Here is a 21,149-nt window from a genome sequence, read left to right as displayed (position 1 = left end):
CGTCAGATCGGGATTGGCCCGTTTGATCCCGGCGACGAGCGTGACGAGGCGTTCGTTGCTGACTTTTCGGCTGGCGGCTTGATGGAGGAGGCAGGGCTCGATCAGACCCTCGGCGACGAAGCGTTTGACCGCGCGCTTCAGGCGCTCGACGGTCCATTGGGGCAGGGGAGCGCCGCTGACGCCATCGCGCTTGGCGTTGAGCACGCGCACGACATCCTGCCAGCGGTGATCCGGGCGCATTTGCCGGACGACCGGCAACCAATGTTCGGCCGTTCGATTGACGCGCTCGAAATAATTCGCCGCCTTGGCGTCGACGATGCGCTGGATGGCGTCGCGGTCGCCGGCGCGCAGTTTTGGGTTGCCGCCGATGCGGCCGCGCTTCTTGGCGGCGCGCAGGCCGTCCTTGGTGCGCTCGCGGATCAGGGCGCGCTCCAACTCGGCCACGGCGCCGAGAACCTGCAGGGCGAACCGGCCCTGCGGGGTCGTGGTGTCGATGGGATCGGCGAGCGATTTGAAATGCGCGCCCTTGGCGTCGAGCTCGGCGATCAGGGCGAGGAGATGCGACAGCGAGCGGGCCAAACGATCGAGCCGCGCGACGACCAGCACGTCGCCGCGGCGCACCCGCGAAAGGGCCTTGGCGAGTTCCGGCCGCGAGGCTTTCGCCCCCGACATATGCTCGCGAAAAATCTCGACGCAGCCGGCCGCCTTCAGCACATCGGTCTGCGCGTCCGTGACCTGATCCTCGGTCGAGACGCGGGCGTAGCCGATCAGGGGCATTCGCGCTGGTTTCCTTCCGACGAAATCAGCGACGGACTATTTGCGAGCCGTTCGATAAGCTTCAGGAATCTCGTCGTCCGCAACCGGCGGAGCGCCACCCTCGCGGCGCATGATCTGGTCGAAGGCGCTCCAATCGGTCCGGCCTTTCTTTTCCGCGAAATAGCGAGCGGTCCGTAACGCCGAAACCTTTTCGGCCACCGCCGAAGCGACGAACTGGTTGAGGCTCGTGCCATCCTCGGCGGCGATCTTTTCGGCTTCCGCCTTCATCGAAGCGGGGAGCCGAAGCGCATAAGCGGCTGTTTTGGTTTTCATTGCACTATCCTCATCAGCGTATCTCTCGGCGTGAGAACGTCGATCCCAAAGCGCTCTCGCACAAGTCCGAAGTCACGCAAATTGAACGTGACGATCGTCGCGGCCCGCCCATTCACCGCCGCCTCGAGCACCAACTCGTCGCCCGGATCGCGCAATTGCGGCCTCCAAAGGAACCAGATTTCGACCGGTTCGATCAGATCGATGATCGCGTCGAGAAACTGACCGACCTCTTTCGTCGACAGGCCGGCCGCTTTTCGGTGTTCGTCGCGCAGACACACGGCCTCATATTCGATTGCGAGGGCGGCGCTGGCCAGAAGCTGGATACGTCCTCGACGTGCAAGCTTGAGAAGCTCGGCGGAGGCTCCGCTTGGGCTTCGGAGTGCTGCGATCAGGGCGTTCGTATCCAGAACTAATCTCATTGCTGCAACGATATCATATCGCCCATGATGTGATCAATAGGCGAAATTTCAATTGTTATTAATATCACAAATCGGTCGTTTGAAATCGCATCCGAAGGCCGAAGTTCGCCGCCCACACACGGAGGCGAGCAGGAGAAAGGCCCGAAAAACGGCCCTTTTCGTCGATTTTCGGGCCGAAAGCCCACCTTTGGAACCGTTCTGAGGCTTGCTTTCGGCGGGCACGGCGTCGCATTTCGAGCCGGTCGGTGAAAGCGACAAAGGTATCTTCTGTCGCTCAAGCTAAATTCGATATAGCTTGATAATAGTCTTGATTCGAACGGAATTAAAATGCGATCAGCTTTCCCGCCTCTGTTTCATTCGAGAGCCTACAAGCGCCCTTCGAGAGCGAGTCGGACGCTCTCGCGCGTTTCGACGAGCGGCTTCGTTCCAGTCCCGTCGCCGAGGCGTTCGCTCTCCGCGCGCATTTCCACGACGCCTATAGGCGAGCGCGTCGCATTCGGTGTCGTCCATGAAGGCGGCGAGCTTTGCGAGCGTCGGCCGGAACTGATCGGCGAGACCTTGCGCCAATGCGTCTTGGCGGCGCCTTCGTCCTTCCGTAGAGGCGTGGCCTTTTATTTCCGCACTCCATCTTGACAGCCGACGTCGCCGGCGACGATATTTAATAAAATGATTAAATGTTCTGAGGCGACGCTCGACACGGTCTTTCATGCTCTGGCCGACCCGCACCGCAGGGCGATTCTGCGTATGCTGACCGAACACGAGCGCAGCATTGGAGAAATCGTTCCCGCATTTCCGATCTCCTTCGTCGCTGTCTCCAACCACATGAAGGTGCTGGAACGAGCGGGTCTCGTCATCCGACGCAAGCAGGGCCGTCATCAGATGTGCAGCCTCGACCGCCGTGGTCTCGACGCCGCCCGGAACTGGCTCGATGCGCATGAACGCTTCTGGAGCGAGCGGCTCGACGCCCTGGACGCCGTGGTCGCTCAGATGAAGGCGGAGGACACGGGTCCCTAGAGTCGCCAACCGGTAGAAATAGGATGGAGGAAGCGCTTGACCCAGAATGTCCTCTCGAGCGAACGGGCTCCAACGTCCGTGCCCGCGCCTGCCGCCGACCGGGCGGCCGATCCCGGCAGCCTGCGCCGGGTGGTGGTGGCCTCCTCTCTCGGAGCCGTCTTCGAAGCTTATGATCTCGTGCTCTACGGGCCGATGGCCGCGATCGTCGCGGCCCAATTCTTCTCCGGGCTCGATCCCGCCTATGCCTATATCTTCACCTTGCTCTCCGCCGCCGTGACCTATGTCGCCCGCCCATTCGGCGGGCTGGTGTTCGGCCCCCTCGGCGACCGCGCCGGGCGCAAATTCACCTTTCTACTCACCATACTGATCATGGGCCTGTCGACCGTGCTCATCGGCTTGCTGCCGAGCTACGCGGCCATAGGGGTCGCCTCGCCGCTGCTGTTCATGGCGTTGCGCATTCTGCAGGGCCTCGCCTATGGCGGCGAGTTCGGCGGCGCAGTCACCTATATCGCCGAATATGCCCCCGCCCACCGGCGCGGCTTCGCCACCAGCGCGATCGCCGTCACCGCGGCGAGCGGCCTGGCTCTGGCGATCCTGGTCGTGCTCGCCTGCGAGCTGGCGCTCGGAAAGACGGCGTTCGAGGCCTGGGGCTGGCGCATTCCATTCCTGCTCTCCGCCGTGCTCATGCTGGTCTCGGTCTATATCCGGCTGCGCCTGCAGGAATCTCCGGTGTTCCTGGCTATGAAACGGTCGGGTGGCGGCTCGCGGACGCCGCTACGCGAGGCGTTCGGTCGCTGGGACCATCTGCGCGTGGCGCTGCTCGTCCTGTTCGGCGCCGCCGCCGGCCAGTCGGTCGCGATCGCGACCGGCTCCTATCCGATCTATCTCCTGGCGTTGAACCTGAAGATCGATCCCTTCCTGCTGCACTACACCATCCTCGGCTACAGCGTGGTCTTCATCGCCGCCATGATCCTGGCGGGCTGGCTGTCGGATCGGATCGGCCGCAAGCCCGTCGTGCTCGCCGGCTTCATCGGCACGGCGCTCGCCGCCTATCCGGTGTTCCTCGGCGTCACCCACTATGCGCACCCGCGCCTTGCGGCGGCGATGACCACGCATCCGGTGACGGTGGCGGCCGACCCGGCGACGTGCAGCCCCCAGTTCGATCCGTTCGGCCTCGCCGAGTTCCGCAACCCCTGCGACATCGCCCGGCGCGCCGTCGCCAAGCTCGGCGTGCCCTACGCCAATCGCGCAGCGTCGCCGGGCCGCGTCGCTGAGGTGGAGATCGGCGCCGCGGTGGTTCCCGCCTTCGAGGGCGTCGGGCTCGACCGGGCGGCCTTCACGCAGCAGGCCAAGGCCTTCGACGTCGCCCTCGCCGCTGCGTTGGCCGATGCGGGATATCCTGCCCGCGCCGCGCCGGAGTTGACCAATGTGTCGATGCTGATCACGCTCATGGCCGCCCTCAGCGTCTTCGTCGCAATGGCGTCCGCCCCGCTTTCGGCCTGGATGGCGGAGATGTTCCCGACCCGCATCCGCACCACGGCCTTCGCGATGTCCTACAATATCGGCGGCTGGTTCGGCGGCTTCCTGCCGGCGATCTCCTTCGCCGCCTTCACGGCCACGGGCGATCTCTATGCGGGCCTGTGGTACGCAGCCGGCGTTCTGCTGGTCGCGCTCGTGGTCGGAGGACTGTTCCTGCCCGAGACGCGCGGCCGCGCCCTGGACCGCGTGACGTTGGAGCGCGTGCCATGACCAGCGCCGCGGGTCGTTCGGTCTCGCTCGTCCTGGTCCGCCGCATCAACGCGCCGGCGAGACAGATATTCACCGCCTGGACGGACCCGAAATGGCTGGTCCGCTGGCTGATTCCGGGAGCCGGGGCGCTGCGGGAGGCGGTCATCGACCCGCGTCCGGGCGGCGCCTACCGGCTGGAGGGCCTCGATCCAGATGGAACGCGCTATCAGCTCTGCGGCCGTTACATCGACGTCGCGCCGGAGCGGCGGATCTCCTCGAGCTGGGAATATGAGGGGGCCGCAGCCGGCCTTTGCGGGCCGCCGACGCGGGTCGACGTCGATCTGCGCCCTCTGGGCGCCGATGCTTGCGAGCTGACGCTCACTCACGGCGAGCTCCAGGGGGAGGAAGCGGCTGCGACGCACCGCATATTGTGGACGATCTGCCTCGACCGTCTCGTCTGGTCGCTCGTTCCCCCTCCGGACGAGCCCGACTTTCGCCCGTCGCTCGGGGCGATCGCCGAGCTCTATGGGGAGCCGCACCGCTTGCTGCAGGACGCCTTCGACAGCCGGCCGCTGGCCAACACCCTGCGCAAGATGATGGTGACGAGCACGCTGACCGCCGAGCACAGGGCCTTCATCGCCGGGCGGGACATGGTGTTCCTCACCACCGTCGACCATCGCGGCTTTCCGACCTGTTCCTACAAGGGCGGGGCGCCGGGCTTCGTGCGGGTGCTCGACGACCAGACCCTCGCATTGCCGAGCTACGATGGCAACGGCATGTATCTCTCCGCGGGCAATGTCGCCGCCAATGCGAAGGTCGGACTGCTGTTCATCGATTTCGAGCAGCCGCACCGGCTGCGCATCCACGGCGCCGCGCGCCTCGTGCGCGACGAGGCGGAGCTTGCAGCCTTTCCCGGCGCGGAGCTTTTGCTGGTGGTGAAGGTCTATGAGGCCTTCGTGAACTGCTCGCGCTATGTGCATCGCTATCAGCGCGCGGAAACATCCCCCTTCGTGCCGGGCGAGCCGCGCGGGGACGAAATGGCGCCCTGGAAGAATCTGGACGTCCTCCGTGACGTCCTCCCGGGCCGGGATCGGGTTCGGCGCGAGGAGGCCGGATCGATATCCATGACGCGCGAGGAGTATCTGGCGCGCCTGAAACGTGGGGAGACGTGAGAGCCCACCTCTCCACCTGCCGCGCGTAGCATTTCCGGGAACAGCATACGCCGGCGAAACCGGCGTGCTTCAGCGTGACGTCCAACGGCCACGCCGGCGTCCTGGCTTTCGAAAGTCCGCGACTTGCCGCCTCTCGTATCGCTCTTTGACGATTGCTCCTCGCGGCCTATTTTTCTGATCGACCGAGACGGTGATCTTCATGAAGCGCATTCTCCTGGCGCTCGACCTGAGCGCACATAGCGACCGCGCTTTCGAGAGAGCGAAACAGCTCGCCGGCGAGCATGGGGCCGAGCTCGCGCTCGTTCATGTCCTGCCCTATGACGCCTCCGAAGCGGCGAGGAGAGGCGCGGAGCGCAAGCTGCACGACTATGCGCCGCCTTCGAGCCCGAAGACCCAATTTCGCATTTCCGTCGGCGATCCGGCGCGGGAAGTGGCGAGGAGCGTCCAGGAGCTCGACGCCGATCTCGTCATCCTCGGCATCCATCACGAAAGCCTCATTGCCGATCTCTTCTTCGAAACCGTCGCTCATTTTGCGATACAGCACTGCGGGGCGCCGGTCCTGCTGGTGAAGGATCGTCCCCGAGGACCCTATCGGCTCGCGCTCGTGAACACCGACTTCTCGGAATGCGCGAGGCGCGCTCTGCACGCCGCTATCGCCTTGGCGCCGCGCGCTGAATTCCACGTACTCCATGTCTATGAGACGCCATTCCCCCAATTCATACATTTCAGCGAGGAGGAGCTGAAAGAGCTTCGCGACGAAAGGTCGTCGCAAATAGCGAAAGACGTCCGGGAAGAATTACGCCGGTTCACGGATAGCGGCGTCGGCGGCGCGCTCCCCCGTATCGTTCCGATTCTCGAGCGCAATGATGTCGACGCCGGCATCGCCACGGTCGTCCGACGAACGCAGCCGGATCTGCTGGTCATGGGGATGAGCGGAGCCGGTTTCGCCACACCCGGCGGAAGCCGAACGCGCGCCTATTTGAACAATCCGCCCTGCGATATGCTCGTCACGGCCTGATCGGCTCGCTCCTCCGATCAGGCGCGCATCGCGGGCGTTTATCGGGCCGATTGAAAATGGGTCAGCGCCGCTTCGGCGTGCCGAACCGCCACGGCGGTTCGGGGGCCGCTGTGCGTCCCCTTCGCTGTTCGGATCGCTTTCTGAAGATGCCGGATTCCCGTTTTGATGTGCGGATCTGCTTTTGCCTTCTGAGCGGCTCTGGCATGATCGAGCGCATTCGTGGCGTGCTCCACGAGGGATGTGGAATATCCGCTTCTGCCCTCCTGGATCGCTTCCGTCGTTTCCCGAATCGTCTGCGTGAGATGTTCCGCCGCCAGTGAAGCCTGCGGCGCAGCGAATAGGGCGAGCCATAACGCCGAGACAGCGATCATCGATCTGCGAGTGATCATCTGAGGTCCTTTCCCGATGCAGGCTCGAAATGGCCTGCGCCATTCGACGCCGAGAGGAACATCGATCCACATAGAGCGTTTCCAGCCGAAGTGGACACCGGCTCGGCGGCGTGAAGCATGCGGTCTACCGCTCGCGAAAAGAAATCGCTGAGGACGTCTCGCCTCACTTCTAGCTCGCCCCACTTCTATGTCGACGCCGGAGCCTCTCGCCGAACTTCTTATCTCCGGGATCTGAAATCGGCTTTCGAGCGGAGCTTGGACCGATGGTTCAGTCGACGCCTGCGACCTGTTTGCCGCTCTTCGCGAAGCGATTCGTTCTGCTCTTCGCCTGCTGGCTGGCGCTCGCCTCGGGCGATCCTTCGGCTTGGCTGTCGGGCGGGCTCGCCTCGGCCGCCGCTGTCGCTGTCGGCCTCCGGTTTTCGGCCCAGGAAAGATATGACGCGCGGATTGCCGCCATGCTGCGGCAGTGGCCGAGATTTGTCTGGCGGTCTCTGCTCGGCGGGCTGGACGTCGCATCACGTGCGTTCGACCCGCGTCTGCCGCTCGATCCCCGGTGGCTCTCCTATCCCGTTCGTTTGCCGCCCGGCGCGCCGAGGGCCTGGCTCGGAGCCATTGTGAGCCTCGTGCCGGGAACATTGGCGGCGGGAACCAGCGGCGACGATCTTTATGTGCATTGTCTCGACGGCGAGGCGCAGCCGGAAGCGCAGATAGCCTCCGAGGAGGGCCAGATCGCGAGAGTTTTCGGATTGACGGTGGACGATCGCCATGGCTGACACTCTGCTGCTCTTCGCCGGCGCAGTGCTGCTCACGATCGGCGTCAGCCTCATCCGAACCATTCGGGGGCCGACGGCGATCGATCGCATGATGGGCGCGCAGCTCGCCGGCGCAGGCGGAGCGGCCGTTCTGCTGCTGCTCGCCGCCGCGAGCGGGAAATGGGAAATCGTGGATGTCGCGCTCGTCCTTGCGCTGCTCGCGGCTTTCACGGGCGTCGCTTTCGCGAAGGCCGTGACGTCCGACGGAGCAGGCGACCCGGAAGAGGAGCAAACGCGATGGCGATGATCGCCGACGCCGCGACGCTCACATTGGCGGCTGCGGGAGTCGTCTTCTTCATCGCCGGGACTCTGGGGCTCTTGCGCTTTCCAGATGCGCTCACCCGCCTGCACGCGCTCACCAAGGCGGATAATCTTGGCCTCGGCCTGATCGTCATCGGGCTCATCCCGCAGACCGGCGGCGTCTGGATGGCGTCGAAGCTGCTTCTCGTCTGGCTGCTGAACAATCTCGCCGCGGCGACGATTGCGCAACTCTTCGCGCGCATCGCTCTCACGACCGGGCGGGAGCTCGCGCGGAGCGAGGAATGACCGCAGCCTTCGCCTTCGACCTCCTTCTGTGCGGGCTCATCGTCCTCGTCGCATTGGGCGCGGCGATTGCGCGCGATCATTTCGTGGCGATTATTCTCTTCGTCGTCTATGGCCTCTTCGTCGCTATCGCCTGGGTGCGGCTCGACGCGACCGATGTCGCCTTGACCGAGGCGGCGATCGGCGCCGGCCTCAGCGGCCTGCTTCTGATCTCCGCCGCCGCACGACGACCGCGTCGCGAAACGGCCACGGACGCCGCGGCGCACAGGGTGCGCGCCAGCTTCAGCGCGATCGCCCGGCTGGTCGTTTGCGCCGCCGGCGCTGCTGCGCTCCTGGCAGTTGTGGCGACGCTTCCCGAGCGCACTTCGGGCTTGCGGCCGCTCGTCGAGCGCAATCTCGCCGCGTCGGGCGTCGCCAATCCGGTCACCGCCGTTCTGCTCAATTTCCGCGGCTATGACACTCTCCTCGAGAGCATCGTGCTTCTGGTTTCCCTCGTCGGAATCTGGTCGTTGACGCCCGATCGGCTGTGGGGCGAGGCGCCTGGCGCACGCCAACACGCGCGGCCGGACGGGGTGCTGGCCAATTTCGGCCGCGCGCTGCCGAGCCTCGGATTGCTCATCGGCGCCTATCTGCTATGGGCGGGCGCGGATGCGCCGGGCGGCGCTTTCCAGGCCGCCACAGTGCTCGCCGCCGTGTGGCTGCTCGTGGCGATGGCGGGGCTGACCGAGCCGCCCCCCCAATCGTGTCGGCGGCTTCGCCTGCTGCTCATCCTCGGACCCGGCTTCTTCCTGTCTGTCGCAAGCGTCGGAGCCTTCGCCGGGACCTTCCTCGGCTATTCCGCCGGTTTGGCGAAGCCGGCGATCGTCGCTATCGAGGCGCTTCTCACCCTGTCGATCGCAGCGACGCTCGCCGGGGCGATTCTCGGGCCGCCGAGACGACCATCGTGAGCGCCGCCTTTCTCTTCAGCGCCTGCGGCCTCGTCGCGATCGGCGTCGGCGCCTTCGGCCTATTCGCCAATCAGCATCTGCTGCGGCGCATACTCGCGCTCAACATCCTCAATAGCGGCGTGTTCCTGGTTCTCGGCGGGCTCGGCCGACGAGACGCCGAGGCCGGCGCGGACGCCGTGCCTCAGGCGATCATCATCACCGGAATCGTCGTCTCCTTCGCCGCGGCGGCGCTCGCCGTGAATCTGGCGGTTCGCCTGCTCCAGGAAACCGGCCGGATGGAATTGCCGGGCGAAGGATCTTCGGATGAGCCCGGCGACGCTTGAACGCATTCTCGCCGTACCCTGGGCGGCGCTCGCCGTCGTCGCGCCGCTGGCGGCGGCGCTCGCGGCGATCTGCCTCGGGCGGTTCGCGGCGCGTCTCGCCTTTCCTTTCGCATCGGTCATCTTCTTCGTCGTTCTGGCGACGCTGCTGCGCGTGTGGACGCTCGGCCCGGTCGAGCACGATATCGGCGGCTGGCCCGCGCCGCTCGGAATCAGGCTTCGGGCGGATGGGCTCTCGGCCGCTTTCATGACGATCAGCGCCATTGTGGCGAGCGCCGTCGTCGCGTTTTCGGCGCCTATATTCGGCCCGCTCGAAACCCGTTTCGGCTTCGCCTTCTGGCCGCTGCTGTTCTTCATGTGGGCCGGCTTGAACGCGGTTTTCGTCAGCGGCGATCTGTTCAATCTCTATGTGGCGATGGAACTGCTCTCGCTGACGGCCGTGTCCATGGTCGGCCTCGAGGGCAATCCCGCCGCGCTGGCCGCGGCGATGCGTTATCTGATCTTCGCTCTGCTCGGCTCGCTCGCCTATTCGACGATCGGCGGGCTCGCGCATCTCGTCCACCAGGGCTTCATGAAGATCACCATGTTCTTTTGCGCCGGAGCCTTCGCGACGCAAATGCGCATTTACAAGATCGACGAATTGGATGGCGTCGGCAGAGCGATGCCCTGGACCGCGACCGCCTTCACCATCGGCGCTTTCGGCATGATCGGAACGCCGCCGATCGCCGGATTCGTCAGCAAATGGTATCTCGGCGTCGGCGGAGTTCAGGCGGCGCAGAGCTGGGTAGTGCTGACGCTCGCCGCCAGCTCTCTGCTGAACGCCGCCTATTTTCTGCCGCTCGTTTATCGCGCCTGGTTCTTGCCGTTGCCCGGCGACCATCCGCAGAACCGCGAGCATTCCGTCTGGCTGATCGCGCCCGCGGTGGTGACCGCCCTTCTGTCGATCGCGGCCGGGGCTCTCGCCGGGCTGCCCTATAGTCCGCTCGGCTGGTCGACGATGATCGTCGAACGATACTATTTCCGATGATCGAGACCGGCTCCGCTCTGCTCGTTCTTGCCCTGGCGGCGCCGCTCGCCATGGCGGCGCTCGCACCACTTCTGCGGCGTCCGCTTCGCCTGCTGCCATTGGCGGCGACGCCGGCTCTCGCGGCGGCGCTCTTTGCACCGCTCGGCTCTGCGGTCGATCTGCCGGACGTTCTGCTCGGCTCCACGCTTCGGCTCGATCGCATCGGCGCCGTCTTCCTGGGCTTCGGCGCGCTGCTCTGGACTTTGGCCGGCGCCTATGCGCTCGGTTACATGACACATTCCGAACGGACCCGGTCCTTCTCCATTTTCTGGCTGCTGACGCTCGTCGGCGCGCTGGGCGTGTTCATCGCGGCGGACGCCGTCACCTTCTATCTTCTCTTCGCCGTGCTGTCCTTTGCGGCCTATGGACTCGTTCTCCACGACCGCACGCCGGCGGCGCGGCGCGCCGGCCATGTCTATATCGTGCTGGCGCTCTTCGGAGAGGTCGCTCTCCTCGTCGCCTTCATGCTGGCGGACACATCATCACCGACGCTTCAATTCGCCGATATTCGCGCCGCCCTCACGACGTCGCCATGGCGCGCAGCCATCCTGGCTGGGCTGCTGATCGGCTTCGGGATCAAGTTCGGCCTAGTTCCAGCCCATGTGTGGCTTCCGCTCGCGCATTCGCAGGCGCCGACGCCGGCCTCGGCCGTGCTCAGCGGAGTCATCGTCGCGGCGGGCGTAATCGGCCTCATCCGCTTTCTGCCGCTGGAGAGCGCCGATCGCACCCTCGCCGACGGTCTCATCGCGCTCGGTCTCGTCACGGCCTATTTCGGCATAATCGTAGGATTGATGCAGACGAGCGCGAAAGTCATTCTCGCCTATTCGACCCTCAGCCAAATGGGGCTGATCGTGACGGTTCTCGCGAGTGCGATGAGCGCGCCCGGCGGCGCTGGCGCCGCGATCGACGCCGCGACGCTCTACGCGCTCCATCATGGTCTCGCCAAGGCGGCGCTTTTCATGACGGTCGGGCTCGCGGCCCGCAACGTCTGGCCGAGCCGGCCAGTGATGTGCGTCACCGTCTTCACCGCGCTCGCCATCGCCGGCTTTCCACTCTCCGGCGGCGCCTTGGCGAAGCTCGCCATGAAGGGCTCGCTCGGGAACGGAATTGTCGCATGGCTGGTGACGCTGTCGGCGGTCGGAACCACCATGCTGATGCTGCGCTTTCTGTGGGCGTTGAGCCTATCGCCCGCGCGCGCGCCGAGCGAAGGACGCGCCTTCGGCCTGCTCGCGCCCTGGCTCGCTATGGCGGGGGCGGCGCTCGCGCTCTCATGGCTGATGTTTCCGACGCTCTCCGGTCATTCCTGGTCTTATGCGGCATCGCCCGCCAATCTCTGGTCCGCGCTATGGCCTGTCCTTCTCGCGCCTCTGCTGCTGGCGCTCCCTCGGATTGATCTCGTCGCGACTGTGGAGGCGATGGCGCATCGCCTCGCGCGTTTCGAGCGAAAGTTCGAAACGCGCGCCGAAGGACTCTCCGCGCCGAGGCGATTCGAGCCGACGCGGACTCTTTTCCCTATGATCGACGCGGTCGAGCGAGGGCTTCGACATTCGGCGGCATTCGGGCCGCTGCTGATTCTGATCGCGGCGTTGATGGCGTTCGCCTTCGGTTCGATGAGACGATGATCGATGGTCGCCGGGGCGCGGCTCAGGCCGATTTTGAAGAACATCAGTGCCTAGCGCCGCTGCGATGCCGCCATGCACGCCTTTCCTTCGAGATTCATCCAACCAACGGCATTGAGGACATTTTGCGCGGCGACGCCGATATCGCTCGACGCGCCCGCGCCAGAAAAACCTGATTGCCCTGCGTGTCTCCAGCATCGAGATCGGCCGTTTCGCCTCGAAGTCGCGTGTCGATTCTCTGCCGCGCGTTCCCGCGACGCTCGCCGACGCTATCGCTTCCCGCTGGATGATCGGCTACGACCGCAAGACGTCGATCATCGAGGCGTCGGGGCTATCGATCGCGCCCGCTCGCCATGCGCCATGTAGACGAGCGCATATTTGTCGATTACTCGTCCTGCAGGCGATAGCCGATGCCGGGTTCGGTCAGAATGAGCTTTGGCGCGCTCGGATCTTCCTCGATCTTCTGGCGCAATTGCCCAACATAGACCCGCACGAATTGCGTGTCTGTCACCGTGGCGCCCCAGCCCGCCGCCAGCAATTGCTTGTGCGTGACAACTTGCCCCGCATGTTGCGCGAGAGTCCGCAACAGATCGTACTCCTTGCGAGTGAGCTTGACCTCTTCTCCGTAGACGGTGACGCGCCGCTTGATGAAGTCGATCGACAAGTCGCGGCACGAATACTCGGTCGACTCCGCGCGGCGGCGCGCCTGATGCCGAAGCGCCGCGCGCAGGCGCGCCTGCAATTCTCCCATGTGGAACGGTTTGGTGACAAAGTCGTCGGCGCCGACGTCAAGGGCGGCGATACGCTCTGCCTCATCATGCCGCGCCGACAGCACGAGGATCGGCGCCTCGGTCCACTCGCGCAGCGCAGCAATCACATCCTTTCCATCCATGTCCGGCAGACCGAGATCAAGGACGATGAGCTCAGGCGCGTTCCGCGCCACGACGCTCAGCGCTTGCGCGCCCGTCTCCGCGATCGCGATACGGTAGCCCGCCGCTGTCAGCGCCTTGTGCAGAACGCGTGCGATTGCCTGCTCGTCGTCTACGAGCAGGACTTGGGGAGCCGCGTCGCTCACTCGACCGGCTCCATCGCAGGATGCACCGGCAGGCGAACTTCCATGCGCGTGCCCCTGCCGCTGTTGGCCGGACTGAATGCGCGCACGTCCCCCCCGAAGGATTCGACCAATCCGCGCGACACGGACAAGCCGAGGCCCACCCCCGCGCCCGTACGTCGATCGCTACGACCGCGGAAGAACTTGTCGAATACCCGCGCCAAATCCGCTTGGGGAATGCCTGGCCCCTCATCTTCGACCGCCAACACGATATTCGCGTGTTCGCGCACCGCGCTCACCAGGATGGTCGACCCTGACGGAGTGTGAGAGATCGCGTTCTCCAGTAAATTCACCAGCGCCTGCTCGATAAGCACGGGATCGACGAAAATGCGTTCGCCCGCTGTATGAAAGGCTCTCGAGACGCAGCGCCCCTTGAGCCGCGGCGCGACTCGCTCCAGGGCCGACGCCAAGGCTTCACCTGGATCGATCAAGACACTCCGGACTTGCAGGACGCCGGATTCCAGTCGAGTCATTTCGAGCAAATTCGCGACATAGCGGTTGAGACGTTCGGATTCGTCTTGGATCGTTTCGAGCATTTCTCTGCGGGTCTCGGCGTCAAAATGCGCGTCGTGCTCCTGCAGAGACGTTGCCGACGCGAGGATGGTCGAGATCGGCGTGCGCAAGTCATGCGACAGTGACGAAAGTAGCGCCGTGCGTAATCCCTCCTTTTCCATCACGATCGTCGCATCGGCGACTTCTGCAATGAGGCGCGCGCGATCGATCGCGACCGCCCCCAGTTCGAGGACCGCCTCGATCCAGCGCTGATCCGGCGTGATCGTCCGCGCGCCCTCGGCTGTCCATATCGCGACGGCGCCGAGAACGCGCTCGCCGGTCTCGAGCCTCAAGAGCCAGCAATGCTCGCGCACATCGTCTTTCCGGTTCGACGCCAGAAACGCTTCCATCTCCTGGCTCCATTGCGCCGCGACGTCGCGCCTCTCCAGGGAAACCGATGCAAGACGAAGTGAAGCCACGTCGCCCAGCCAGATCGCGGCGCTGCATCCACCTTGTTCGAGATGTCGAACGACGCGGTCCGCTGCGTCCTGGGGCGCGACGGCGCGGGAGAGATCTCTGCTCGCTTCGAACAGCACTGTCAAATCGCGAAGCCTATCGGTGGCGTCGCGCGCCCGATCGCTCAATCGCCCCGATAAGCCGCCCACCAAAACGGCGCCGATCAGAAAGCTGGCGAAGGCGAGAAAATCCGCTGGCGCGAACTGCAATGAGAACTGCGGCTCGATCAGAAAAAAATTGTAGCTGAGGAAGGCCAGCAGGGCCGCGAACAGCGCGGCGCTCTTGCCGAGCCACATGCCCGCCAGAAGGATGGCCCCGAAGAAGACCAGCGAGAGATTTCGCGAGTCGGGCATCGAAGACCAGAAATAGCCGAGGCAGGTCGCCACCACGATGAGCGCAGCGGCGATAAAATAGCGCCATCGTCCCCCGCGGTGGCGCTCCGCATCGTCATCGACGACGAAATTTCGCGCCGCGGCGAGCAGTTGCATGGCATCGGGCCTTCGCATATTCCACTCCTCCCACTCTAACGTAATCGCCCCCTGTGCGCAGCATTTATCTGCGCATCTCGGGACGAGTCTCGGCCGATTGCGGTCTTTATAAAATCCTTACACTTCATTGCTTGCGCTCCGTTTCCTACATTCGTGACGCGCCGCGTTACCGAGCGGCTCTTCGCAAGGGGAATCACCGTGAGTCACGACGCCGCGACTTTTGCAGATATCAACGCCATCAAGGCTGATTTCAACGACGTCTACCGGCGCCGAGATCCACGCGCCTACTACGAAGTGTTGGGCGCCTTGGATTACGTGATTCCAGAAGTCGCATGTCCGATCTTCGCACAATTGGTCGAGCGGTGCGTCATCGAACGTGGGCGACCCATCACCGTTCTCGATATCGGCTGCTCATACGGCGTGAATGCGGCCTTGTTGCGCCATGACATCACCCTGCGGCAGTTGCGCGAACGCTATTTGTCTCCATCCGTACAAGCCCTGTCGCCCGACCAGGTCGCAGAGTACGATGGTCGCTTCTATTCCGGCTGGCCGGCGCGGACGGACGTGCAATTCATAGGACTCGATATATCCTCCGAGGCCATCGCATACGCGCTCGAGGCTGGCCTGCTCAACGACGGCGCGGCAACTGATCTCGAGACTGAGCCGCTCGATGACCGCACGCGTTCGCTCATTGCCCGCGCCGACTTGGTGATCTCGACGGGTTGCGTCGGCTACATCACGCATGCGACGTTCGAGAAAGTCATGGAGGCGAGCGGGCAGTCACACGAAAAGCCCTGGATCGCCTCCTTCGTGCTTCGGATGTTCGATTACGACAAGATCGCTCGAGGGCTCGCGCGCCATGCGCTCGTGACCGAAAAGCTCAACAGCGCGACCTTCGTGCAGCGCCGGTTCCGCGATTGGACCGAACAGGAACAAACGATCTCGATGCTCGATGCACGCGGCGTCGATCCGACGGGCAGAGAGGCGGACGGCCTTCTGCATGCGGAACTCTTCGTGTCGCGACCCGAAGAGTCGGTCACCGCCACCACTTTGTCCGAGATTGTCTGGCTCACATATGGCGTCGCTCTTCCACTCGGCGACCGCCAGCGCCTCCCACAGTCTCGAAAGAACGAAGCGGCGGCCCGCCATGCCCCCCCGACCGCGGCGTCGTTGGCGTATGACTCGCTCTACACGACGGCCCAGACCTGACACGGCCTCCGGTCATTGGGCTCGGCCGCGTCGACGAGTTGCTCGAACTGGCCGAAAGCGATACGACCCTTCCCGAGGTCGCCAAGGCGGCCGTGAATATTCTAGCCCAACATCTTGAAGGGCTCGACAAATCGATCGACGATCTGGAAAAGCAAATCGGCCGCGCCCATGCGAAATGCGAAGTGAGCCGGTTGCTCGACCGGGTTCCCGGCGTCGGGAAAATCATCGCCTCGGTGATCTCAGCCAGCGTGCCCGACCCGAGCGTGTTCAAATCGGTGCGCGATTTTGCCGCCTGGCTCGGTCTCACGCCGAGGCAAAACTCCAGCGGCGGCAAGCAGACGCTCGGGGGCATCACCAAGCAGGGCAACCGATACATCAGGAAATCGCTTGTCTTGGGGCAACCTCGCTGCTGCACGGCGTAGGCGAACGCAAAGGCGCCTTGCGAGACTGGATCGTCGCGCTGCTGGCGAAGAAGCCGGCGCGACTGGTCACGGTGGCCCTGGCCAATAAGCTGGCCCGGATCGTCCGGGCGATGATGAAGACCGGCGAAAGCTTCCGCGCCGAGATGTTCGCAAAGGCATAAGGAGGAGGTCGCCGTCGCTACAAGCGAGGGGGCCTCAAGTTCTAGTTTGGTCAGCGCTTCGAAACGTGATGAACGACACGGTCGTGACCGAATGCCTGGAACACCCTGATGCCGAGCACGAGCGTAAAGCTCGCTCCAATGATAGGGATCCAGTGCGTCGGACTTCATCAAGGCCAGCGGACGTATGCGCCGCACCGAAAGGCCGGACATATGACCGCAGCCGACCAAGTCGTTCAACGGGAAGAAAACGCTTGCCATGAGGCCGTCCACATATGCTCGGCAGGAAAATCGAAAAACGTCAGTAGCGCATCGCGGTCCTTCGTCAGGCAATCGACCGCCTTCGGATATTTCGCCGCGAATTTCTCGGCGAAAACATCCATCGCCGTCTGCGCCGCCGCGCGGCTCTCCGACAGCCAGATCTCGCGCAAATCCTTATGCGCGGCGCTCTGCAAGGCCTTCGGCAGCTTGTCGAGAACGTTCAGCGTTTTATGCACCCAGCAGCGCTGATGGCGCGTCGACGGAAACGCCTCGTCGAGCGCTTTCCAGAAGCCGAGCGCCCCGTCGCCGACGGCGATTTCCGGCGCGATGACAAGGCCCCGCGCTTTCAAATCGACGAGTAATTCCTTCCAGCTCTGCGCGCTCTCGCGCATGCCCGCCGAGAGGCCGAGCAGTTCCTTCTTGCCTTCTGGCGTCGCGCCAATGATCACCAGCATGCATTCGGCCTGTGGCTCCATCCGCGCTTGCAAATAGACGCCGTCGGCCCAGATATACACGTAACGCCGCGCCGACAGATCGCGCTTTTGCCAGCGGCTATAATCGTCATCCCAGTCGCCCTTCAGCCGCGCGATCACGCCGGGCGAAAGATTGGGCGCGCTCTTGCCGAGCAAGGCCGTCAGCACATCCTGGAAATCGCCGGTTGAAACGCCGCGCAGATAAAGAGCCGGCAGGAGAACGTCGAGGCTCTTCGTGCGCCGCGCCCATTTCGGCAGGATCGACGAGGCGTAGCGGATGCGCTCGTCGTCGCCAGCGCCGCGGGCGCGCGCCTTTGGCTTTTCCACCTCGACAGGCCCAATGCCCGTCTGGATCGCACGGACAGGATCATGGCCGTGACGAACGACGCGCTGGCGCCCATCCGGCAGCTTCAGATCGGCGTGCTGCGCCAAAAACGCGGCGAACTCCGCCTCGACGGCCTGCTCGATCAGCCGCTTCGCGCCGGAACGCAGGATTTCCGTGAGTGGATCGTCGATTGCGCCTTCCTGTTTGAAGGCGACAACATTATTCTCGGTCATGGCGTAACGCTCCTCCGGGAGGTTCGGGCAGGTTTGGTCACCGACCCCGTTACGCCGCCTTCCTCACGCCGTCATCATCCACTTTCGGCCATAGCTCTTTCTCAGTCAGCTTGGCTGTCGCTAACCTATCGCATTGTGGGTCGGTTCGAATGTTCGCTCGCCATCCTGCGCGATCCTTCTGAAATCGGGAGAGGGCTTTCGTCTCCAGCGTCCTGGTACACCCAGACCATCCTGTCCAAAAGCCACAGCTTCGATAGCATCGCGATCGCCAAGCCTGCGACAGTCAGAGGCAGATTCGACAGCGCCAAACCGACCAGGAGGAGGATCGCGGCAACAGCCCCGATCACGGTCAATGACCTGACGACGGGCCGATGATGCGCCAAGGTAGGTTCGCTGTCGTGCGAAAGCCAGATTTGTTCCCCCAACACGCCTTTAGACATCCAGTTGTCCGTCGACGTCGGCGGCGGGAAAAGGCGTGGGTTCAGCCACGTCCAGATCAGCACGGCGGCGATTGGCGCCAGCGACCACCAGCCTATCCAGGTCCTGCTCCATACGGCGGCGGTGAACGCGGGCAGAATCGAGACACGTGACCAGCCACTCCGAGGGTTCACGTGCCGCGCCCAAACCGAAGCGTCCATGCACATTAATTTCTCGGCGACTCGAAAGCCAATGCCCATGCCTGTCATTCCCGGAAGCCAAATCGAAACCAATTTTACCACGATGGGCGACGAAGGAGCCAAAATTCAAATCGACGCTCTATCGCCTATCGATGTCACTTGACCAAAAACTTCAGAGAGGATTGGAACGTCAGCCCTTGAACGAGGATGGAGAACAGCACGACTATATATGTGATGGGGAGGATAATCGATTTCTCTGGACCGGCAGGCAACGCCAACGCCATCGCAATCGACAAGCCGCCACGCAGCCCACCCCATGTGAGCAGGCCGATCATTCTCCAATCTAAATACCGAGACATCAGGCTTATCGGCGCGCCCACACTGACGATCCGCCCGAGCAGAACCGATGCTATCGCGATACCGCCCAACAGAATGTGCTGTTTGGTGATCGTTATCACGATGACTTCCAGGCCGATCAATATGAAAAGGACCGCATTGAGGATTTCATCCAAGAGTTCCCAAAAGTCGTCGAGCCGTGTTCGCGTGAGCTCGGACATGCCAAAATTGCGTCCATGGTTTCCGACGACAAGTCCCGCAGTAACCATGTAGATCGGCCCTGACACATGCAGCAGATCTGCGATGACATAGCCCCCCGTCGCCAGGGCGAGCGTCAGAAGCACTTCGACCTTGTAAGAATCGATCGAACGTAACAATCGATAAGCGAGCCAGCCGAGAAGAAGACCAAGGGCAGCTCCGCCGAGCGCCTCCCGGACGAGAAGCGATGCGACCGCTGAGAACTCCAACTCTTGCGCTCCGGTCGCGAGACCGAGAATGGTGAGGAACACGACGACGCCAATGCCGTCATTGAACAGGCTTTCGGCTCCAATCTTGACATAGAGTCTTTTCGAAATTCCGGCCTCCCTGAGAATGGAGAGGACGGCAATCGGATCGGTCGGTGAGATCAAGGCGCCGAAAAGCAATGCATGTAGGTAGTGGAGTTTCAACCCGACGAAATCCGCTCCGAGCCATACCAAGGTTCCCGTGATAAATGTAGACGCTACGACGCCGACCGTCGCGAGCACAGCGACCGGCCATTTGACCTTGTTCAGATCGTCGAAATTGATATGCAATGCGCCGGCGAAAAGCAGAAACGAAAGCATGCCGTGCAGGAGGACTTCAGAAAAGTCTATTTGTCCGACAATGGCGCTGACGGCCGTCAGATCCATCCAGCCCATTTTGTCGAGCAGGATGGCGAACAGCGATACGATGAATGAGAATGCCATCAGCCCGATCGTCGCCGGGAACCTGACATATTTCTGGTTGAGATATCCGCCGGTCGCGGTCAGTGTCAGAATAGCTGCGGTGGTTTCGAAAACGGTCATGTCGGCTCTCGCATGGGGTTTTGCGAATAAGGCGAGGGTTTCACTGAAGGTCAAGATTTTTCGCGCGTCATAATGATCGTGCCCCAGAGCATGGTGTAGCTGGATCGAGGCGGACACCGGGATTTCCGGCTATGGCCGGAATGTTCAGGCGGTCACGGCGGACAGCTTGACGATGGGATCATTGCTCAAAGGGGCGATCGTGGCCAGCGTCATGTAGCGACCGCGCTGCACGGCCCATTCATCGTTCGTCTCGAGCAGGATCGCGCCGACGAGCCGGGTGATGGCGTCCTCGTTGGGAAAGATGCCGACGACCTCGGTGCGGCGTTTGATCGCGCCATTCACCCGCTCGAGACCATTCGTCGAATAGATCTTCTGCCAATGGTCCTTGGGAAAGGTCATGTAGGCGAGCACGTCCTGTTCCGCCTCGTCCATGAGAAGGGCGAGCTTTGGCAAGGTGGGCCGGAGCTGATCGGCGACCTTGCGCCACTGCGCTTTGGCGGCGTCGGCGTCGTCCTGCGCGAAAGCCGTGGCGATGAAGGCGGAAACGACCCGGCGGCCGCTCTTGCCGGCATGAGCGAGCGCGTTGCGCATGAAGTGCACCCGGCAACGCTGCCAGCCGGCGTGCATCACCTTGGCGACGGCGGCTTTTATGCCCTCGTGGGCGTCGGAAACGACGAGCTTGACGCCGCGCAGACCGCGCCGCCGGAGCTTGCGCAGAAAATCGGTCCAGAAGGTTTCGGCTTCCGAAGGGCCGATGTCCATGCCGAGGACCTCGCGCCGTCCGTCGTTGTTGACGCCGATGGCGACAATCACCGCCACCGAGACGATACGGCCGTTCTGGCGGACTTTGACGTAAGTCGCGTCGATCCAGACATAGGGCCAATCGCCTTCGATCGGGCGATCGAGAAAGGCTTTGACCTTCTCGTCGATCTCCTCGCACAGCCGGCTGACCTGGCTCTTGGAGACGCCGGAGCCGCCTATGGCTTTGACGAGATCGTCGACAGAGCGCGTCGAGACGCCCTGCACATAGGCCTCTTGGATCACCGCCGTGAGCGCCTTCTCGGCCACGCGCCGCGGCTCGAGGAAGCAGGGAAAATAGGTTCCCTTGCGGAGCTTGGGGATGCGCAGCTCCACCGTTCCGGCCCGGGTCTCCCAGTCGCGATCCCGATAGCCGTTGCGCTGGGCCAGCCGATCGGGCGAGCGCTCGCCGAGCGCGGCGCCGGTCTTGGCGCCGACCTCCAGCTCCATCAGCCGCTCGGCGGCGAAGCCGATTGTTGATTTCCACTGAGAGCTGACCCAGGCAGCACGAGTTTTTCCACCGAGAAC

The 21,149-nt window shown here is 63.6% G+C and carries 24 protein-coding genes and 1 pseudogene; 15 read left to right on the top strand and 10 right to left on the bottom strand.

All coding sequences use genetic code 11. The features are described 5' to 3' along the window. From KP010_RS09255 to KP010_RS09245, 3 genes are all read right to left on the bottom strand, one after another. A partial coding sequence (locus KP010_RS09255; RefSeq protein WP_216280770.1) for a recombinase family protein occupies positions 1 to 777 on the bottom strand: 777 nt, incomplete at its 3' end. Between the two features lie 36 nt (positions 778 to 813). Continuing rightward, positions 814 to 1,089, bottom strand: coding sequence for a toxin-antitoxin system HicB family antitoxin (locus KP010_RS09250; protein WP_216280324.1), 276 nt, complete (start codon positions 1,087 to 1,089; stop codon positions 814 to 816). Beyond that, a complete protein-coding gene (locus KP010_RS09245) occupies positions 1,086 to 1,508 on the bottom strand; it encodes a putative toxin-antitoxin system toxin component, PIN family (protein ID WP_216280696.1) in 423 nt (140 codons plus the stop codon). Before KP010_RS09245 ends, KP010_RS09250 begins: the two co-directional genes overlap by 4 nt. A gap of 666 nt (positions 1,509 to 2,174) precedes the next feature. Between KP010_RS09245 and KP010_RS09240 the strand changes: the two genes are divergently transcribed. The 4 genes from KP010_RS09240 to KP010_RS09225 all read left to right on the top strand — a co-directional run bounded on the left by KP010_RS09240 (position 2,175) and on the right by KP010_RS09225 (position 6,440). Further along, positions 2,175 to 2,522, top strand: a complete 348-nt coding sequence (locus tag KP010_RS09240) for a helix-turn-helix transcriptional regulator (protein WP_159289268.1) — start codon at positions 2,175 to 2,177, stop codon at positions 2,520 to 2,522. Between the two features lie 36 nt (positions 2,523 to 2,558). Beyond that, positions 2,559 to 4,271 carry an MFS transporter gene (locus KP010_RS09235; RefSeq protein WP_253203592.1) on the top strand — a complete coding sequence of 571 codons (1,713 nt, stop codon included), beginning with the start codon at positions 2,559 to 2,561 and terminating at the stop codon, positions 4,269 to 4,271. Next, positions 4,268 to 5,422: an SRPBCC domain-containing protein gene (locus tag KP010_RS09230; RefSeq protein WP_216280769.1), complete on the top strand. Its 1,155-nt coding sequence runs from the start codon at positions 4,268 to 4,270 to the stop codon at positions 5,420 to 5,422. Before KP010_RS09235 ends, KP010_RS09230 begins: the two co-directional genes overlap by 4 nt. A 199-nt stretch (positions 5,423 to 5,621) precedes the next feature. Continuing rightward, positions 5,622 to 6,440 carry a universal stress protein gene (locus tag KP010_RS09225; RefSeq protein ID WP_216280768.1) on the top strand — a complete coding sequence of 273 codons (819 nt, stop codon included), beginning with the start codon at positions 5,622 to 5,624 and terminating at the stop codon, positions 6,438 to 6,440. 38 nt (positions 6,441 to 6,478) lie between these two features. On the opposite strand, the gene smbP is transcribed toward KP010_RS09225, so the two are convergent. Further along, a complete protein-coding gene (gene smbP, locus KP010_RS09220) occupies positions 6,479 to 6,901 on the bottom strand; it encodes a small metal-binding protein SmbP (RefSeq protein WP_216280767.1) in 423 nt (140 codons plus the stop codon). 191 nt (positions 6,902 to 7,092) lie between these two features. Here smbP and KP010_RS09215 point away from each other — a divergent pair, with 191 nt between their 5' ends. Genes KP010_RS09215 through KP010_RS09180 form a run of 8 tightly spaced genes read left to right on the top strand, consistent with a single transcriptional unit; the run spans position 7,093 to position 12,312 of the window. After that, positions 7,093 to 7,602 (top strand): Na+/H+ antiporter subunit E, encoded by a 510-nt coding sequence (locus KP010_RS09215; RefSeq protein ID WP_216280766.1) that lies wholly within the window; start codon positions 7,093 to 7,095, stop codon positions 7,600 to 7,602. Next, complete coding sequence (locus tag KP010_RS09210) at positions 7,595 to 7,888, top strand: monovalent cation/H+ antiporter complex subunit F (RefSeq protein ID WP_216280765.1); 294 nt, start codon at positions 7,595 to 7,597, stop codon at positions 7,886 to 7,888. The genes KP010_RS09215 and KP010_RS09210 overlap by 8 nt, the downstream gene beginning before the upstream one ends. Next, on the top strand, positions 7,879 to 8,187 hold the full coding sequence (locus tag KP010_RS09205) for a monovalent cation/H(+) antiporter subunit G (RefSeq protein WP_216280764.1): 309 nt from the start codon (positions 7,879 to 7,881) through the stop codon (positions 8,185 to 8,187). Before KP010_RS09210 ends, KP010_RS09205 begins: the two co-directional genes overlap by 10 nt. Further along, entirely contained in the window at positions 8,184 to 9,131 is a 948-nt protein-coding gene (locus KP010_RS09200; RefSeq protein ID WP_216280763.1) for a hydrogenase subunit MbhD domain-containing protein, read from the top strand. The genes KP010_RS09205 and KP010_RS09200 overlap by 4 nt, the downstream gene beginning before the upstream one ends. Then, positions 9,128 to 9,454 (top strand): NADH-quinone oxidoreductase subunit K, encoded by a 327-nt coding sequence (locus tag KP010_RS09195; RefSeq protein WP_371824200.1) that lies wholly within the window; start codon positions 9,128 to 9,130, stop codon positions 9,452 to 9,454. The genes KP010_RS09200 and KP010_RS09195 overlap by 4 nt, the downstream gene beginning before the upstream one ends. Beyond that, complete coding sequence (locus KP010_RS09190) at positions 9,435 to 10,478, top strand: proton-conducting transporter membrane subunit (RefSeq protein ID WP_216280762.1); 1,044 nt, start codon at positions 9,435 to 9,437, stop codon at positions 10,476 to 10,478. Before KP010_RS09195 ends, KP010_RS09190 begins: the two co-directional genes overlap by 20 nt. Then, positions 10,475 to 12,139 (top strand): complex I subunit 5 family protein, encoded by a 1,665-nt coding sequence (locus KP010_RS09185; RefSeq protein ID WP_216280761.1) that lies wholly within the window; start codon positions 10,475 to 10,477, stop codon positions 12,137 to 12,139. Before KP010_RS09190 ends, KP010_RS09185 begins: the two co-directional genes overlap by 4 nt. Then, positions 12,136 to 12,312 (top strand): hypothetical protein, encoded by a 177-nt coding sequence (locus KP010_RS09180; RefSeq protein WP_216280760.1) that lies wholly within the window; start codon positions 12,136 to 12,138, stop codon positions 12,310 to 12,312. Before KP010_RS09185 ends, KP010_RS09180 begins: the two co-directional genes overlap by 4 nt. 209 nt (positions 12,313 to 12,521) lie before the next feature. Here KP010_RS09180 and KP010_RS09175 read toward each other — a convergent pair whose 3' ends face one another. Then, positions 12,522 to 13,211 (bottom strand): response regulator, encoded by a 690-nt coding sequence (locus tag KP010_RS09175; RefSeq protein ID WP_161915528.1) that lies wholly within the window; start codon positions 13,209 to 13,211, stop codon positions 12,522 to 12,524. Continuing rightward, on the bottom strand, positions 13,208 to 14,743 hold the full coding sequence (locus KP010_RS09170; RefSeq protein ID WP_216280759.1) for an ATP-binding protein: 1,536 nt from the start codon (positions 14,741 to 14,743) through the stop codon (positions 13,208 to 13,210). The genes KP010_RS09175 and KP010_RS09170 overlap by 4 nt, the downstream gene beginning before the upstream one ends. Before the next feature lie 198 nt (positions 14,744 to 14,941). Between KP010_RS09170 and KP010_RS09165 the strand changes: the two genes are divergently transcribed. From KP010_RS09165 to KP010_RS09155, 3 genes are read left to right on the top strand one after another with little or no spacing between them, the layout of a single operon-like run. Then, positions 14,942 to 15,952: a class I SAM-dependent methyltransferase gene (locus KP010_RS09165; protein WP_216280758.1), complete on the top strand. Its 1,011-nt coding sequence runs from the start codon at positions 14,942 to 14,944 to the stop codon at positions 15,950 to 15,952. Between the two features lie 38 nt (positions 15,953 to 15,990). After that, complete coding sequence (locus tag KP010_RS09160; RefSeq protein ID WP_161915531.1) at positions 15,991 to 16,374, top strand: transposase; 384 nt, start codon at positions 15,991 to 15,993, stop codon at positions 16,372 to 16,374. Between the two features lie 17 nt (positions 16,375 to 16,391). Continuing rightward, the gene (locus KP010_RS09155) at positions 16,392 to 16,535 is read left to right on the top strand and encodes a hypothetical protein (RefSeq protein ID WP_216280757.1); all 144 of its coding nucleotides are present in this window, start codon (positions 16,392 to 16,394) and stop codon (positions 16,533 to 16,535) included. 272 nt (positions 16,536 to 16,807) lie between these two features. Here KP010_RS09155 and KP010_RS09150 read toward each other — a convergent pair. From KP010_RS09150 to KP010_RS09135, 4 genes and pseudogenes are all read right to left on the bottom strand, one after another. Beyond that, positions 16,808 to 17,865: pseudogene (locus KP010_RS09150) on the bottom strand (IS256 family transposase); the annotation flags it as partial. Positions 17,866 to 17,949: 84 nt separating this feature from the next. Further along, complete coding sequence (locus tag KP010_RS23260; RefSeq protein WP_371824231.1) at positions 17,950 to 18,462, bottom strand: DUF6653 family protein; 513 nt, start codon at positions 18,460 to 18,462, stop codon at positions 17,950 to 17,952. A 134-nt stretch (positions 18,463 to 18,596) separates the two neighbouring features. Next, positions 18,597 to 19,823 (bottom strand): sodium:proton antiporter, encoded by a 1,227-nt coding sequence (locus tag KP010_RS09140; RefSeq protein ID WP_216280755.1) that lies wholly within the window; start codon positions 19,821 to 19,823, stop codon positions 18,597 to 18,599. Between the two features lie 144 nt (positions 19,824 to 19,967). Continuing rightward, on the bottom strand, positions 19,968 to 21,149 hold a 1,182-nt coding region (locus KP010_RS09135), incomplete at its 5' end, for an IS256 family transposase (protein ID WP_216280754.1).

The sequence above is a fragment of the Methylosinus sp. KRF6 genome, assembly GCF_018887255.1.
GTDB classification, from domain to species: domain Bacteria; phylum Pseudomonadota; class Alphaproteobacteria; order Rhizobiales; family Beijerinckiaceae; genus Methylosinus; species Methylosinus sporium.
This window is presented reverse-complemented; position numbering and strand designations above follow the sequence as displayed.

Bases quoted from the DNA above. Each gene is read 5' to 3' on its own strand.
- KP010_RS09250 (WP_216280324.1), bottom strand. From the start codon at position 1,089: ATGAAAACCAAAACAGCCGCTTATGCGCTTCGGCTCCCCGCTTCGATG.
- KP010_RS09245 (WP_216280696.1), bottom strand. From the start codon at position 1,508: ATGAGATTAGTTCTGGATACGAACGCCCTGATCGCAGCACTCCGAAGC.
- KP010_RS09240 (WP_159289268.1), top strand. From the start codon at position 2,175: ATGATTAAATGTTCTGAGGCGACGCTCGACACGGTCTTTCATGCTCTG.
- KP010_RS09230 (WP_216280769.1), top strand. From the start codon at position 4,268: ATGACCAGCGCCGCGGGTCGTTCGGTCTCGCTCGTCCTGGTCCGCCGC.
- KP010_RS09225 (WP_216280768.1), top strand. From the start codon at position 5,622: ATGAAGCGCATTCTCCTGGCGCTCGACCTGAGCGCACATAGCGACCGC.
- smbP (WP_216280767.1), bottom strand. From the start codon at position 6,901: ATGTGGATCGATGTTCCTCTCGGCGTCGAATGGCGCAGGCCATTTCGA.
- KP010_RS09215 (WP_216280766.1), top strand. From the start codon at position 7,093: ATGGTTCAGTCGACGCCTGCGACCTGTTTGCCGCTCTTCGCGAAGCGA.
- KP010_RS09210 (WP_216280765.1), top strand. From the start codon at position 7,595: ATGGCTGACACTCTGCTGCTCTTCGCCGGCGCAGTGCTGCTCACGATC.
- KP010_RS09205 (WP_216280764.1), top strand. From the start codon at position 7,879: ATGGCGATGATCGCCGACGCCGCGACGCTCACATTGGCGGCTGCGGGA.
- KP010_RS09200 (WP_216280763.1), top strand. From the start codon at position 8,184: ATGACCGCAGCCTTCGCCTTCGACCTCCTTCTGTGCGGGCTCATCGTC.
- KP010_RS09190 (WP_216280762.1), top strand. From the start codon at position 9,435: ATGAGCCCGGCGACGCTTGAACGCATTCTCGCCGTACCCTGGGCGGCG.
- KP010_RS09185 (WP_216280761.1), top strand. From the start codon at position 10,475: ATGATCGAGACCGGCTCCGCTCTGCTCGTTCTTGCCCTGGCGGCGCCG.
- KP010_RS09180 (WP_216280760.1), top strand. From the start codon at position 12,136: ATGATCGATGGTCGCCGGGGCGCGGCTCAGGCCGATTTTGAAGAACAT.
- KP010_RS09170 (WP_216280759.1), bottom strand. From the start codon at position 14,743: ATGCAACTGCTCGCCGCGGCGCGAAATTTCGTCGTCGATGACGATGCG.
- KP010_RS23260 (WP_371824231.1), bottom strand. From the start codon at position 18,462: ATGGACGCTTCGGTTTGGGCGCGGCACGTGAACCCTCGGAGTGGCTGG.
- KP010_RS09140 (WP_216280755.1), bottom strand. From the start codon at position 19,823: ATGACCGTTTTCGAAACCACCGCAGCTATTCTGACACTGACCGCGACC.